The organism is Streptococcus criceti HS-6 (assembly GCF_000187975.2).
Classification (GTDB): Bacteria; Bacillota; Bacilli; order Lactobacillales; family Streptococcaceae; genus Streptococcus; species Streptococcus criceti.
Genome location: NZ_AEUV02000002.1, coordinates 1157936 through 1173529, shown reverse-complemented (window position 1 = coordinate 1173529; position 15594 = coordinate 1157936). Strand labels below are relative to the sequence as shown.

Sequence of the window (15594 nt, the reverse complement as noted above, 5' to 3'; positions counted from 1 at the left end):
AAAGTTTATTCATCACCTCTTCCAGTGTTCTGTAGGTAAATATCGTTAGATACTTAATCAATCAACACATCATTTTCTACTTCCTTTGGAGAACTTAATAGCTTTGTGACTTATTGTAACTGAACACAGGCTAAACAGACTTAAGACAAAGGCATCATACTACAAAAATCTGACATTCCTATAAGAAGGTCGGATTTTCTAAGAGCTATCTTAACGATTCGTTAGCAGTTCCCATTTCGTAATTATATTAATCATTCCTCACCGGAACAAATTTCCAAGCTTGTGATTTACTGCCATTACGGAAGTAGAGCTGAACATTAGTCCCTGAAGCAGAAGAGCCACCAGCTACATCCAGAGCCTTCCCTGTAGTCTTATGAATCAGTTTATAATAGCCACCACCTAAGTAAGAAACAGTAAATACCTGATTATCAAATGTAGTATTTCTATAGAGTTGAATATTAGTCCCATTTGCAGAGCCTGCTCCAGAAACATCTATTCCAAACTCAGGGTTAGATGCAAGAACTATATGATAATCACCATCAGAGATAGTTTTATCAGTTTGAGCAGCAAGTTCTGCCACATTGTAACGATTAACACTTGGAGTCGGTGAAGCTTGAAATAATGCATTAGAAATATAAGGTGTTGGATCAATACGACCAGAATAACCATTTCTAAAGTTTGGGTTAGTTGATAGCATTTCGAAATGAAGATGAGGCCCAGTAACCAAACCAGTGCTACCAGAATAACCAATTACCTGACCTTGACTGACTTGTTGGCCAACCGAGACAATAATTCGTGACAAATGAGCATAACCTGTATGCATGCCATCTGGATGCTGAATTAGAACAGCATTTCCTCCTTGCCAGCCCATCCAAGGATGATTGGCACCTGCAACTTTTACTACACCATCTCGTGCAGCATGCACAGGGGTTCCTTCAGGAACAGCATAATCAATACCACCATGACCAGGATAGCCATTAAATCCAGCCGATATTGGTCCTTGAACAGGCAAAGTATAAGTAGAATCCGTTGCTGCTGTAACAGGTTTCACAACAGTTGCAGCAACTGAAGCTCTTTTGACACTCAAATTTTCTTCCTGATTATTTTGACTTGTCTCCTGACCAACTTCTGGTTTTACTGAAACATCTTTTGCAGGACTAACTTCAGACTTTGTTTGAACATTTTCTTCAGTAATTTCTGAAACTTTTTCTGATTCGATTCCTGTTTGACTTTCAATTGCGGAATCTTGAGTAACTTGATTTGCTGCAACCTGAACTTGCCGATAATTTTCGGAATCAATCTGACTTTCTGCAGTCATCTGATTTGTTTGATCTTGAACCTGTCCTTGATTTGTATCCTGCTTGCTAATCAAGTTAATACTATCCGATGATCCACCAGTTACCGTTTATTCGTCAGCATGAACAAAGCCTGATGACAGAGTTACAGCTCCAACTGCTACAGTTGTTAAACCTGCTACGGCTAAGCGATTGAAATAAGCCGACCTCTTTAATTGATGCTTACGCTGTTTCTTCTGATAACTTGTCATAGTATCTACTTTTGAATATTAAAATAAAATTTCTGAATTAATTTCGTCATTGTCATAAGTCCAGTCTTTTATAAAACAACTCTTTATAGAACTTAAATATTCTACCAATAAAATAGGTTACGACGTAGTCATTTTAATTCTTACCACAGATTACAGCAGTATTTTTCAGTCACATAAAATTAATTTATGCCCATTAGAAATCTTCTTGGTCATAGTCTATTACTAAAAAATTTTCGCCTATAAATTACTCTCTTACTTAAATCATTGAGTAATTTGTAAATCAGTAATAAAACAAATTATAAAAGAATCTAGCTGCAATATTGAGTCTTAAAAAAGCCGTATTAGTACTGCGCAGTACTAATATAGTATACCCCCCCCTCTGCTTAAAAAAAACTTAATAATCCTTGAGATATCAGAAAATTATCATGAACTTAAAAAATTCAGGAATTTTCTACAAGTATAAAATTCCGACCTACCTACACGACGGAAAGCAAAAAAAGAGCTTCAACTAAAGAAACTCTAATTATAATATTAAGTTTTAACACTTAACAACTACTAACCTTTTTTACTATCTTTATCGCCCACTCTATCAGAAATAATATACTTAGGCCGTTCTTTGACTTCCAAGTAAATTTTTCCAATATACTCACCAATGACCCCCAAGCTAACCAATTGTATACCAGAAACCATCATCACTAAAGCTAAATTACTCGCCCATCCACTGACAGTATGTCCCAAAAAGTATTGAACTAAGATCCAAACGATCGCTAAAAAACTAAAGCCCGCTACAATCAAACCTAGAGCGGCAATTAAACGGATAGGCTTCACACTCAAGCTTGTAATACCATCAATAGCAAGATTTATCATTTTACTTAAAGGATATTTAGACTCGCCAGCAAGACGCTCATGGCGTTTATAAAAAACACTCGTACTCTTAAAACCGACAAGCGGAAACATCCCTCTTAAGAAGAGATTTACTTCTTTAAAGTTTGCAAATTCTTTCAAAACCTTACTGGAAACTAAGCGATAATCAGCATGATTATAGACTGACTCAACACCCATTAAATTTAAGACTTTGTAAAAGCCTTGAGCAGTCGCCTTTTTAAAAAAAGTATCAGTATCACGATTATCCCGAACACCATAGACTATTTCAGAGCCGTCTAAATACTCATTTACCATCTGATCCATTGCATTAATGTCATCTTGACCATCACAATCAATAGAAATAGTAATATCAAACTTATCTTTGGACTCCATAAGCCCTGCATAAACAGCATTTTGATGTCCACGATTCCTGCTTTGAGAAATTCCAGTGATATGCTCAGACTCATTAGCATAGCTCTCAATTAACGCCCAAGTCTTATCTTTACTACCATCATTTACAAATAAAATTCTACTATCTTCTGAAATTTTTTCCTTATCAATTAACTCAAGCAATTTTTTTACAAAGATTGGCTCTGTAATAGGAAGGACTTTTTCCTCATTATAACAAGGGATAACAATACATAACCTAGGTTTTATAGTCATTTCAATTCCTCTCTCTAACCTTCACTGCCAAACAACAAAATAGCCATTTAAAATGCTGCTCACTCTTTAATAGTGTAAAAGGACTGATGTTTAATCTCGACAAAAATTAGCAAAGAACGAATGATAGGGGCCACATTCCAATCTTGTCCACCTCGCCCAATGACACATGACACGCCTCTCTTGATCTTCTTGTACATCTCAGATGGGAGCTCAGAGGGAGGTGGGCAACATCTATAACAATAATATGATCACCACACACCTTTCCAGGGCTCGCTAAAAGTTCAGCTCCTTTTTCAAAATTATGAAAATAAGACAAACTAAACATCAGGATAACTGACCACTTCTCCTAGGATCTAAAATGTACAACCTCTTGGAGCTATCGATTAAGAAGGTAAAATCATGCTTCGTTGTAACGGTGTATAACAACAGGTGACTTTTATGCTTTCTTATTCCTGTTACACTAATTAAACTAACTCTTGTTTAGTATAACATACCAATAATCCTATTAGCAAAACTAGGCCTATCTTCTTGAAAAAAAGTACCTTTTAAAATTGACGGAAAGTTCTAAAATGAAGTTAGCCACCTAAGAGTATCAAAAAACATCTCAGAGAGATATAATTGTAATCACCACAATAACAATTAGAAAGACTCTGAGATGCAAAACTATTATACACCAAAAAGTAAACATTTGACACTAACTGAACGTAGAATAATTGAACGTTGGCTTCAAGAAGGGCTCTCAAATCGTGAAATCGCTAGGAGATTGGCTAAAGCTCCTCAAACCATTCACAACGAAGTCAAACGTGGTCAGGTTAGACAACAAGTGCGTAAAGGAAAATTTGAGGTGATCTACTCAGCTGACTTCGCCCAAAAAGCCTATCAAAACAATCGTAAACGTTCTGTTAAACAAGTCTCCCTGACCAAGGGACTCAAAGAAAAGATAACTCACTACATCAAACAGAAATATTCTCCTGAGATGATAGTAAAGGCAAAAGGATTACCTGTTCCCATCTCCACTATTTACTACTGGATTCATCATGGACACTTAGGATTGACTAAAGCTGACATGCTTTATCCTCGCAAGGAGAAAACTAAGAAAAAGCATGCCAGTCCCAACTTTAAGCCAGCTGGAAAGTCTATCGAGGAACGACCAGAAAGCATTAACAAGCGTGAGAATGTTGGTGATTTTGAAATTGATACGGTTATTCAAACTCGGGCAAAAAACGAGTGCCTGTTGACTCTAACGGATAGAAAGAGTCGTTATCAAATCATTCGACTCATTCCCGATAAGTCCACGTCTTCAGTCAATCAAGCTCTGAAAGCAATCCTCAGGGATTATCAAATTAACTCTATCACAGCTGATAACGGGGCTGAATTCAGTCGTTTAGCAGAAGTTTTTGACCCTGCTCATATCTACTATGCCCACCCCTATTCTTCTTGGGAGCGTGGAACTAATGAGAATCATAATAGACTCATCCGGCGCTGGTTGCCTAAGGGAAGCAAAAATGCGACTCAACAACAAGTCGCATTTATTGAAAACTGGATTAACAACTATCCAAAGAAACTATTCAATTATAAATCTCCTAAAGAGTTTTTACAGACTGGCTAACTTGAACTTGAAATTTAGTCTTTTAAAATTGACTTCTACCTTATTATACAGGGAATAAAGTCCAAATGCTGACAGAGGAAGCAACAAATAAACATAAGGATAAACGTATTGACTCTTGGTTTCCCATAATAAATGAAAAATCAGACCGCCTGATAGATAAACAAGAGGAACCAATAAGAATAATCTATTCTCTCTTTCTTTTATTATTTTCCACTGATTATGTAAAAACGGTAAAACTGCTGAATAGATAATAACTAATAGTAAAGCAGAAAAATAATAAATTAAACGAAAAATTAGACCACCTTCATAAATGCTAGACATCAGCTGTCCTGAAATTTTCTGATTTTCTACTGGCATTTTAGTCACTGGCCCAGACCAAATAGATTCAAATAGGCTATCCGTCCATGTTGATAAAAACTTATTTTTGAAAAATGTAAATCCATAATCAGGATTATCCTGCATAATTTTTAAACGTCTTGCAATTAACCTATGACTATCCTTTTTAATTTCATCAGGGTCGCCTTTGTATTTGACGTAAACATCTTCAAGGTAAGCATTATACCATCCTGGAATACGGTGGTAAATATTAGACTTATCATCTAATCCCATCGCTACCCACGCAATTTTAGGCTCTCCTTCAATTTTTGATGTGTTATAATGCCACCCAATAACTTTATTCGCTACTACTACGAATAAAATCAAAGCGAGAACTAATATCACACTCTTTTTCAAATGGTTACTTAAAATATCCAAGATAGCCACAATCAAAACTGTTAAAATTAGGATGCTATTATTACTGCGAATCAGATTAGATAGGCTTAAAAATATCATTGTCAATCCTAAGTTTAACCAAGTTCTCTTTTGAAGATAAAGTTGAAAATTATATAGTCCTAGCATGGCAAAAAAGAGACCATACGTTAAGCCATAAACAAATAGAATAAAGAACAGGTGGGGCAAGAAGATAAAAGATAAAATAATAGTAATTTTTGTCACCTTGGAATTATGAAAGGCATTCTCAGCCATTTGCCATAATAAAAAGTTGTCAGCAATAGCCATGAGCAAATTAATAACAAAAAAGATTTTGACATTATTATTTCCAAAAAATATAAGTATTAAACGCTCAAATGACACTAAACCTAATTGATGAGGAAACCTATGCAGGTAACCTGTTAAATCAGTTAATTGCGAAAAATCTCCTCTATTCATGGCTTTAGCACTTTCCAAAACCTGAAGAGAATCATGCCTAAACATATCATTTTGGTGGAATATCAAATAGGCTCCTAACAAGAGATACAGAGCACTTCCCAGCAAAAATAAATGTGACCGCTTCAAATATTGAGATAAGTATATAAGAAACAGAAATAAGCCCACAAAAATAACCAACATTATAAAAAAGACTATATTGGTATGCCAAATCTTGGACATTTCAGAGCCATCCATTGGCATTATTGTCCTAATCAATAAACTCGACAGACTAAATAAAATAGAAACAAGCAAAGACCACAAGAGAATTGCTCTCTGTCCTAATATAGATAGAAATTTCATATGACTCTCCTAAAAAACAAAAAGGCGATCGAAAATAACTCTCGAAAACACCCTTTTATATGATGTTTTACCTCTACTACATCAACTATTGGGGAAGACTACGGCCCTTTCATTTCCTTTGCAAACTGATCGTATCAATAAATTCGCAACATATCATCATAATAATAATAAGTCCAGAAAAAATAAGCGGTGTGTAGGTTCGCAGCCCTGAAGCATAGATTGTCGGTGATAGAGATACTGTCATCCGAGCAACATAGCCAACTGCTAAAACAACTATAGCCGTTCCCGCCTGCCATCGATTTTCAAATATCAAGAAAACAGAAATAGCAATCACTGCTAACAAAATAGTATACAGAGACAATGGATAAAGATTTGCCTTAAAGCTAAATTTGGTAATTGGCTGCTGGCTTTGAAAATCATTAACCCTTTGCACAGCCGTTAATAGACTTGTACTTCCCAGACGATTCGTTAAAATTGTATAAAGAACGGCGCCTGACATAACTGATGAAACATACCGCCGCTTAAGCAAAGCCAAAACGAGAGCAGCTATGAGCAGTAAGTAAATAATCGTTAGCTCTGAGGTAACAAATAAAACACGATTAGTTTCCATATACCCCTTAGCTACCTTAACGACTAAAGATAACTTGTCAAAACCAGGATACCAAGTCTTAGACTCAATCATTGTACGATGAGCAGAACCTGGTGCTACTAAAGCGGAGATTGTCCCTACAAGAGCAATTACTATCGCTGATAGATAATAAACACTCACCTGTTTATTAATAAACCAATTTTTAAGCAACAGAAAGGCAAAAATTATCAGAGCAAAGATCGTAAACTGCTCTTGCATACAAGCGAAAATCATAAAAGGAAAAGATGTAAGCAACCACTTAACCTTTTTTTGCTCCAGACAATACCAAGCTATCACAAAAGCAATCATCGGAAAAAGATAATTGGTTACTGTTGCAATCAACCCTGCACTAGTAAAAAAGATACTTGGGAATACCAATAAAAACAGGGCTGGAATAATAAAACGAAGTCCCCAATATTTATCATCCTTTAGGAAGATACCATTAAAGCAATAAAAGAATACCGCCACAGCCACCAACAGAGTGAGATCAAAAATCAGATAATGAGCTGACATAAACATGGTAACAGATTCGATGAGGAGACGACTAGACCATACTTGGTAGCGGTGGATAGCAAACTCAAAGAAACCATAACGTTTAGATAAGCGAGCAAAACTAACCTGATCCCCTACATCATTGATATAAACAATGGATTGCACTGTAAAGAGTAAACTCATAAAGCAATAATATACCGGCAAATAAAATTTTTTCACGCTACTTTTCTCCCTTTACTTTAAAGAAATCGTCATTTGAAGCTATATAGCCCTTACCAGAAATCAAATCATATTCGATCAACTTTAGATCATGTGCTACTTTTTTCTGTTTCTTAGTTGTATGCTTTTTATCAATGCTGGCATTATCCATCACTTCTGTTAACAAGGCCTGATAAGGAGATACCTTTGTTGACGTTGTCAACAACAACTCTGCTGAAAAATCACTGGAATTAATATAAGGGTGGTTTTGTTTAGGAGTGGGATAATTACTCCAGATAAAGTAATCTGTCTGATACTGAGTTTCTGGTTTATCTTTAAACGTACTATCCGGATAGAAACCTGGCAGGTGATCCCCATAAAAGACAACTGTTACCTTTTTATCTAATTTGGATAACTCACTCAAAAACTCTTTCGTTGCATCATCAGTTTGTTTTAACTCTTTTGCATAATTATTGGTATAACTATTCTCAGCCGGATCAAATCCTTTACCAGAACCACCGTATGGTGTTTTATCTGTATAATTCCAAGGTGCATGGTTTTGATAGGTAATAACCGAGAAAAATTGATTCTGCGAAGGATTGATATTATCTGTAACAGTCTGATAGGTATTAGCATCACTTGGATAAACTCCTAGAGTTCCCAAATGTTTAGATTTTTTTGTCCCACCATCAGCTGCTATAAATTCATTAAATCCAAGACGTCGATAAATTGATTTGCGTGAATACATGTAAGCATCACCCAAATGGATGGCAATCTTATTTTGTGACTCAAAAGAATCACTAATTGAAGGCATTCGCTTCATTTCAGGAGCAACTTCAGTATAAAGCGTCGAAATAGATGATGATAAATTATACATCGGCAATCCAGTCAATGATTGAAACTCCATATTGGCTGTACCACCACCGTAAGAATCAGCCTTCATTAGACCGCTTGTATAATTCTTTTTAACTGACTTAATATACGGAATAGGGTCACGATTAAGGCTAACATCTGATAAACGACTAGGATCTGCAAAACTCTCGCTCAAAACAAAGATGACCGTCTGATCCGAAATACTACCTTTTCGGCCTTTGTTGATAACATCAGCCTTTTGAGTATATTCTTGAGCAAGTTTCTCTATAGTATTTTTGCTGTAACCTGAGGGTCTTTCCATCTTAGAGGAAGTCAGCTGCTTAGTCCAAACGAACATTAAAGAACGCTCCCTCGCCACCACAGACTGTCCCATCCACTCAATATTTTCTGTATTGTTGAGACTAGATAAAATCGGAATATTATTTGCAATCTTCCCGTTCTCCTGCTGCCCAAAAATCGTAACCACTGTGGTAAACAGTACTAAGATAGGGATTGATACTGCCACCCTTAGACGCCAGTCCGAATGGATAATATCTTTAAATGATAAGAGTTTCCATAAAAAATAGGTCAGGCCTGCTAAGGCCACAATAGCTAGAACAGCAATTAAAATTGCTGTCGCATTGACATAGGAGAGCAAGAGTCCAACATCTTTGAGCCAGCTTAAATCGCTGAATAAAACTGGTTCATTACGCATACTGAATTTAATACTATTAGCAACAGATAGCAAGGAACCCACAGCAATCAAGGTTGTTGTCGCAATCAGGTAGCGGTTAACCACCATATAAAAGACAACATTGACCAGAGCTAAAACCAAAATTTGATAGACACTGGCCCCTGGGAAAATATACCGACCTAGTATGGGGCCATCTGCCTTGATAGTCGCCTGAAAAATATAGTTAAAGATAATCGCTAGTAAAAAACTTGTTGCTACTGCTAATGAGATGGACGCCTGTTTTTTCATAGCATCGGCGATCCCCCTAGCAACTACAAAACACAAGGCCGAATACAATACCAAGCAGATAGCCAAACTTGCTCCCATAGCCCAAGCATAGTCAGAAAGATCTGCTTTTTTAATAAGACTTAAAAGAGACGGTTTCATAGCAGCGATAGCTAAATGATCATTGACAATAGCCATCCCCAGAAAAGCAAATACAGGCAGCTGATAACTCTTATAATGTTTCAAGGGTTTGTCTAGACTAAGCAGACTATCTTCTAATTTTGAATGTTTAGATTGATTCTTCTTATGGTTCTCACGCAGTTTATCCGACAAAAACTGAATGACTCCCGCTAGGACTAAGATACCTAAAACAGTCAACAGAGTTTTAGACTGAAAGAAATCATTATGACCGAGGTGCTCCCACCTAAATTTAGCATTATTTAAATTTCGTGTTACTAGCAGGAAATAAGAGACAAAGAGGTAAGTGAGGTAACCTAGACCATACTGTAACCAAAGTTCCCATTTTAGTCCTCGGCTGACATAAATAGCCAATCCAACCACTGAAATTCCGTACAGAGTACCATTAAGGGTACCAGACGATTTAAAGACCTTCAACAGCTTGTGAGCACGATGACCCTGCAACAACTGCTGATTGACTAAGAAGAAACTGATGCAAAAGACAAAAAGGCAAATAAGCACGATCTGCAAAATTTTGTACCAATCTATATCTTTGATAATTTTTCTCATAGTTTACTTTTTTAAAAGCCTCTTCACAATATACTTCACCGCCCGGGCTGGTCCGATGATAATATACTTCAAAGCTCCCTTAATTCCTCCCATATAGGTAAAATCAACATAAGTATTTGGACTACTGTTGGCACGTGTATTGAGCATCTTGTTCTCAATAAAAGGTGTCATAGTAATCGGATTTTGTGAAATACGATAATCATAGTGGCCAGCCCAAGCGATGTAAATCAATAGGCGCTCAATAGCATGGAGAATCGAATTTTGCGGCAAAGGCTCTGCCGGAACATCTTCATCTGTTAAATCCAAATCAAAGAGGGGCTTAAGAGCATCGTATCTAAACCAAGCATAAGTACCGTAACTCATAACAAAGGTATCCATGGACTCGAAATTAATAGACTTTTTCAAAGCCATCTTTTCCCAGAGTTCTTCCATTTCTGGAGCAATGAGATTTTCATTCCAGGCCACGACAATTTTATTGAAACGAAAGAAGGTTGGCATATCGGCAATGACAATCCCAAGTCTGTCATTACTAGCCATCTGAGTCAGAATTTTATCCGCTGGCTTAACCAGCATAGCAATCAATTCCTGCCGCCATGATTGACCAGCCCAATAGTCTGCTTCCTTGGATTTCTTGGTGTGGAAATGACCAATATAATCATACTTCTTGAGCTGTTCCTTCAATTTTAACATAGGCAGAACATCACGGCCAATATTCCCAGTCACAAAGATTTGGGCTAGAACTCGATTCTGCTCTAATATTGTCTGGATTTCGGACTGCTTCTCTTCCCTATCCGTTGTAATAAAGAGATCATAGGTAAAATGGAAAGACTTGAAGGCATCCAAAAATTCTTGCAAAAGATCCACATAGAAAACATGGAGGTGAACAGCAACCTTACAAGTCACTGGTAGCTCTGTTTCAGATGTCTTACCCAGATATTTACGAGCTAAAAGATAAGGTAGATCAGGCTGACTGATACTGGTCATATGGCTGATAATTAAATCCACAGGGTAGTCCGAACTCACTTCAATCTGATTAAGGATATAAGGGGCAATAGACTGGTTAGCATCCATGGTCTTAACCTTAATAAAAGGCACACGAGCATCAAGGATAGCTGTCGGATTGTAATAACTAAAATCAGGATGTAGCATTCCTTCTGTGGAAGTCTTAAGCGTGTTAAAAACTGCATCATACTTGAAGCCTACATCGGTCAAAGCTGTTGTTACTCGGGTTTCATACTGCCCAATAACCTCTTGGACATCCGTAAAATCTTCAATCCCTTGCCAGAAATCAAGAAAAGCTGATGAAGCAACTACCTTTTGACTAAAACTGATAAAGTAGCTCTGTATATGTTCAGGAAAGCTCTTAGTCTTTCGATGATTGGTCAGTCCCCAGAAGTCAACATTAGGGTCAGTCTCAAACTTCTGATAGCTCAGTTCCAAATCCCACAGGGGGCCAAAACAGGTATCGTTCATAGTTGTAACAGAGTCATAACCTGCTAAGTTCTCCCACCCGACTTGAACCATACCATCACGCCATGCTGCAAAGTCAAAACCACTATTCTCACGCTGGATGAAATCATCAATTAAACCTTGCTCTTTGAGCATAGTTTGGTCCACTGTTTTAAAGGAACTATTAGAAATGAAGACGACCTTGCTAAAGAGCGGCCGTATTTTCTCCAATTGATAATGAACATGCGAACTCAAGCGATTAAATTTATTAAAATGAACATACAAAAGCAAACGCTTCATGTTTTATTTTCTCCTAAAGAAATTGATGATTTTAGTTGTAAGGGTCCAACGGCGAGAATGGACGACCGAACTGTATTCACGTTCTAAGTTCTGATATTTAGCTTCAATATCCGACAAGCGAGCAAGCTCCAATTTATCATCTATGTATTCTTGAACATTCTCAGTTAACTCGCTAAACTCACCTTTTACATACGAAAAGGTTAACTTGTGATGATGCAACATTGATGTATCATAAACCAGTTGAGGATCTCTATCTAGAAACAAAAACCTATCCCCTAGTCTAAAAGCATTAGAATGAACAGGTTCCAATACTTTACCAGTCACCTGATCGACCATTATTGCTTCATCATAAAAACCAGCTTCCTCTGTCAAATCAATCCTGATAAAGTCAGCTAGGCCAACTTCAATGACCAATTCATCCTTAGTCTTAATTTCATAAGACTCCTTCTTATAATAAGGCTGTTCATTACTGTGATATACAGTTACCTTTTGATTAGAAATACTCTCTAATAGAGGGAGAGCCAAATCCCAACCAATAAAATAATTTAAGGCTTTAAAAGCTTCTCTCGATTCGGGGTGAGCACCCTCCATTTTATCGAGGAAAATTTGAGACGTTTTTTCCAGAGTATAAACTTCTCTAGCTCTGTGGCTTAACTTCAAAGCAAGCCGTTTTTCACTATCAAAATTTTCAAGCAACCAGTTAATTTTTTCAACCAGAGCCTCAACATTCCCTAAGGGATATTCATTTCTCGTACCAAAATATTCACTGACCGTTTTATGCCCTAAATTATCTGAAACAACCGCTGGAACAGCCGATAGAATAGATTCAACATAAACCAACCCAAATGTTTCTATTTTAGAAGGTAATACCAGTATATCTTTGTCTGTCAACAACCTAAAAGGTGACTTTTGATATCCAAGAAAAGTGATATTTGTAAGACCTTTTTCAAAAATGTAATTATCCAGCTCTTCCTTATATTCCGGTTCCCAACTACCAATAAAAACAAGTTCGATCTCGGAAATGGCTATTTTTTCATAGGCTTGAACTAATTCTAGTTGATTTTTCCATTGGCTAATACCACCGATTGAAACTATTCTATTTTTTTCAACATTTTTTAGAGGAAATTCATCAAGCTGTGAATAAGGGATAAAAGGAAAAAGTTTTTCTTCCGGAAAATATTTACCAAGTTCTCGATAAAGTTCCCCTGTAACAACAAATATTTTATCCGATAAGCGATTAATCAGGTCAATTTTTTTCCTATAATAGTTAAACTGACCAATTGGAAATTCGTGAATAATCTGATAATGAGCTACAGATTCCAATGCCGCAGCCATGGCACCTTGAAAAACATTAACAGTGTTTGAAATAACTAGGTCAATCTGCTTGTTATTTATTAGCTGGCGAATCTGAAAAATATTTTTATGCTGGTAAGCAAAAACACTGACAAGATCGGTCTCTTCAAGCTGATAAGCTTCTGGCCACCACCACTTATTCGTTTTAAGTTGAAAAAGCTCAATGTGATGGTCTTCCATAAATTTTAGATAGTAATCATCAGCATGTTCACCATTATCAGGAATGACATTATAAACTTGATGCCCCTGCATTTGCAAATAACGCATCAAGTTCCCAGCTGCCACCTCTGCTCCACTAAAGAAAGCCCCGACAGGTGAAATAAATAGTACTCGCATATCCTAACCCCGTTGTTATTATTTGACCCAGTCACCTTGTCTCTCCAACAAGCCAGTTGAAGAATCTTTCAAAGAAAAATTATTTTCATCAATTTCTCTTCGCACCGTAAATACTGGGGGTCTCGTCATTGATAAGACAGTTATATCACGGTTATTTTCATCACGAACATTCGCTTGAACTCGTAATTTTACAGTATTAAAATAAGGTAACTTACACTTATAAATTATCCTATGGTGACCTACACCTGTTAATTTATAATTCCATGAATTATCATTATAGAGGCCAATGCCATCAGAAATATCCACAAATGACAGGGCAATGTAAGTATCCAAATCTTCTTTTAGAATATCATAAGAAAACTCAATTTCGATATCTTCATCAGGTGATACGACTTCCTTAGTTAGAAGCTTAGCACTAAAATTGTCAATAACTTTAGCTTCTTTAACTTCCTCAGCATCAACCTCATCAGTTTCTGGGATTTCTACACTAAAATTGTCCAAGCTATATTGATTGGCAACAGCAAAAGGTTCACCATAGGCTTTAATCAAACCATCATCAATCAGGACTGCCTTATTACAATACTTATTAACAGCTGCCATATCATGGGTAACAAGGATTGTAGTCTTACCGCTTTCTTTACGCTCCATGAAATAATCATTACATTTACGCTGGAAAGATTCATCACCGACAGCTAAAACTTCATCAAGAATGAGAATATCACCTTGCGCTTTAATAGCAACTGAGAAGGCTAGGCGAACCTGCATACCGCTTGAATAATTCTTGAGTTTTTGATTCATGAACTCTTTGAGCTCAGCGAATTCAACAATATCATCATACATGGCATCAACTTCTTCAGTTGAGAAGCCTAGCATGGCCCCATTCATATAAACATTCTCACGACCTGTCAATTCAGGATTGAAACCAACCCCTAACTCAATGAAAGAGACCAGTTTCCCATCAATAGTCACAGAACCCTTTTCTGGTACATAAATCTGCGAAATAATTTTTAAAAGTGTAGATTTCCCTGAACCATTACGGCCAACAATTCCAAAGAAATCACCCTTTTCCACCTCGAAATTGATGTCACGCAGAACATGCTGCTCCTTGTAACCTTTCACACCTTTAAAACGATTGACCACTGTCGTCCGCAGACTGTTAGAAGCTTCAACAGGTAATTTAAAATATTTGCTGACGTGGTCAACTTTTACTGCAATATTATTTTCTGTTGTCATTATAGAATCTCCGCAAATCTCTTAGAACTACGATTAAAGACTGTTAAGCCAATGGCAAAAATGATAAATGGCAAAACATAAGGAATAGCATAGTACCACCAGTGATTGATCAAATTCCAGATAGTCAAATTGGCTTTATCAATCAGGAGATAACGCAGGTCCTGAATCATTTGCGCCAAAGGATTAAGCATGATAATTTTACCGGCCAAGACCCCCTTAGCACCTTGATTGGTAATAAAGGTCAAAGGATAAATAATTGGGGTTGCGTACATCCCAGCTTGCAGGAAGACTTCCCAAATTTGGCCAATATCACGGAATTTGACATAGAGCGTTGCCAGTAAGAGAGCCACACCCCAAGCCATGATAAAGAGCTCAAAGAAGAGCGGAATGGCAAAAACAGCGTCCCAGCCAATATGAACGCCATTGACTAAGGCAAAAATCAACACAACAATCAAATTAATTCCAAAATTAATCAAAGCTCCACAGACTGCTGATAGGACAATGATCGATTTGGAAAAATTCAGCTTACGCAGCAGATCACCACGAGTAACGATAGAAACCATCCCCATGCTAGTTGCTTCCATAAAAAAGGACCAGATAACATTGGCCAAAAGCAAGGCTACTGCGAAGTGAGGTACATCTCCCCCTAAGCGTAAGAAACGAATGAAGACCAGATACATAATCATAAAGAGCATGAGAGGCTTTAAAATTGACCAGAGATAGCCGATGACACTGCCCTGATAACGCAGCTTAAAGTCTGTTTTTATGAGTTCTTTTAGTAGGATACGATTCTTCTTACTAAGTAAATCCATGATATTCTC

11 protein-coding genes are annotated in these 15594 nt (G+C 37.0%); 1 reads left to right on the top strand and 10 read right to left on the bottom strand.

The features are described from left to right. Positions 1 to 247: 247 nt before the first annotated feature. From STRCR_RS11345 to STRCR_RS05580, 3 genes are all read right to left on the bottom strand, one after another. Positions 248 to 1372: a peptidoglycan DD-metalloendopeptidase family protein gene (locus STRCR_RS11345; protein WP_004227641.1), complete on the bottom strand. Its 1125-nt coding sequence runs from the start codon at positions 1370 to 1372 to the stop codon at positions 248 to 250. Positions 1373 to 1405: 33 nt separating this feature from the next. Further along, on the bottom strand, positions 1406 to 1546 hold the full coding sequence (locus STRCR_RS12315; protein ID WP_004226972.1) for a hypothetical protein: 141 nt from the start codon (positions 1544 to 1546) through the stop codon (positions 1406 to 1408). A gap of 555 nt (positions 1547 to 2101) precedes the next feature. Next, complete coding sequence (locus STRCR_RS05580; RefSeq protein ID WP_004226652.1) at positions 2102 to 3073, bottom strand: glycosyltransferase family 2 protein; 972 nt, start codon at positions 3071 to 3073, stop codon at positions 2102 to 2104. Positions 3074 to 3728: 655 nt separating this feature from the next. Between STRCR_RS05580 and STRCR_RS05575 the strand changes: the two genes are divergently transcribed. After that, positions 3729 to 4682 (top strand): IS30 family transposase, encoded by a 954-nt coding sequence (locus tag STRCR_RS05575; RefSeq protein ID WP_004225294.1) that lies wholly within the window; start codon positions 3729 to 3731, stop codon positions 4680 to 4682. On the opposite strand, the gene STRCR_RS05570 is transcribed toward STRCR_RS05575, so the two are convergent. The 7 genes from STRCR_RS05570 to STRCR_RS05540 all read right to left on the bottom strand — a co-directional run bounded on the left by STRCR_RS05570 (position 4668) and on the right by STRCR_RS05540 (position 15585). Continuing rightward, positions 4668 to 6227 carry a hypothetical protein gene (locus STRCR_RS05570; RefSeq protein ID WP_004225144.1) on the bottom strand — a complete coding sequence of 520 codons (1560 nt, stop codon included), beginning with the start codon at positions 6225 to 6227 and terminating at the stop codon, positions 4668 to 4670. The genes STRCR_RS05575 and STRCR_RS05570 overlap by 15 nt on opposite strands. Positions 6228 to 6336: 109 nt before the next feature. After that, positions 6337 to 7566: a hypothetical protein gene (locus STRCR_RS05565; protein ID WP_004227400.1), complete on the bottom strand. Its 1230-nt coding sequence runs from the start codon at positions 7564 to 7566 to the stop codon at positions 6337 to 6339. Position 7567: 1 nt separating this feature from the next. Next, positions 7568 to 10102 carry an LTA synthase family protein gene (locus STRCR_RS05560; protein ID WP_004229380.1) on the bottom strand — a complete coding sequence of 845 codons (2535 nt, stop codon included), beginning with the start codon at positions 10100 to 10102 and terminating at the stop codon, positions 7568 to 7570. A gap of 3 nt (positions 10103 to 10105) precedes the next feature. Next, complete coding sequence (locus STRCR_RS05555; RefSeq protein ID WP_004228609.1) at positions 10106 to 11851, bottom strand: rhamnan synthesis F family protein; 1746 nt, start codon at positions 11849 to 11851, stop codon at positions 10106 to 10108. Between the two features lie 3 nt (positions 11852 to 11854). Continuing rightward, positions 11855 to 13540, bottom strand: a complete 1686-nt coding sequence (locus tag STRCR_RS05550; RefSeq protein WP_004226544.1) for a glycosyltransferase family 4 protein — start codon at positions 13538 to 13540, stop codon at positions 11855 to 11857. Positions 13541 to 13558: 18 nt separating this feature from the next. After that, complete coding sequence (locus tag STRCR_RS05545) at positions 13559 to 14773, bottom strand: ABC transporter ATP-binding protein (RefSeq protein WP_004225695.1); 1215 nt, start codon at positions 14771 to 14773, stop codon at positions 13559 to 13561. After that, on the bottom strand, positions 14773 to 15585 hold the full coding sequence (locus STRCR_RS05540; protein ID WP_004229218.1) for an ABC transporter permease: 813 nt from the start codon (positions 15583 to 15585) through the stop codon (positions 14773 to 14775). The genes STRCR_RS05545 and STRCR_RS05540 overlap by 1 nt, the downstream gene beginning before the upstream one ends. Positions 15586 to 15594: the final 9 nt, after the last annotated feature.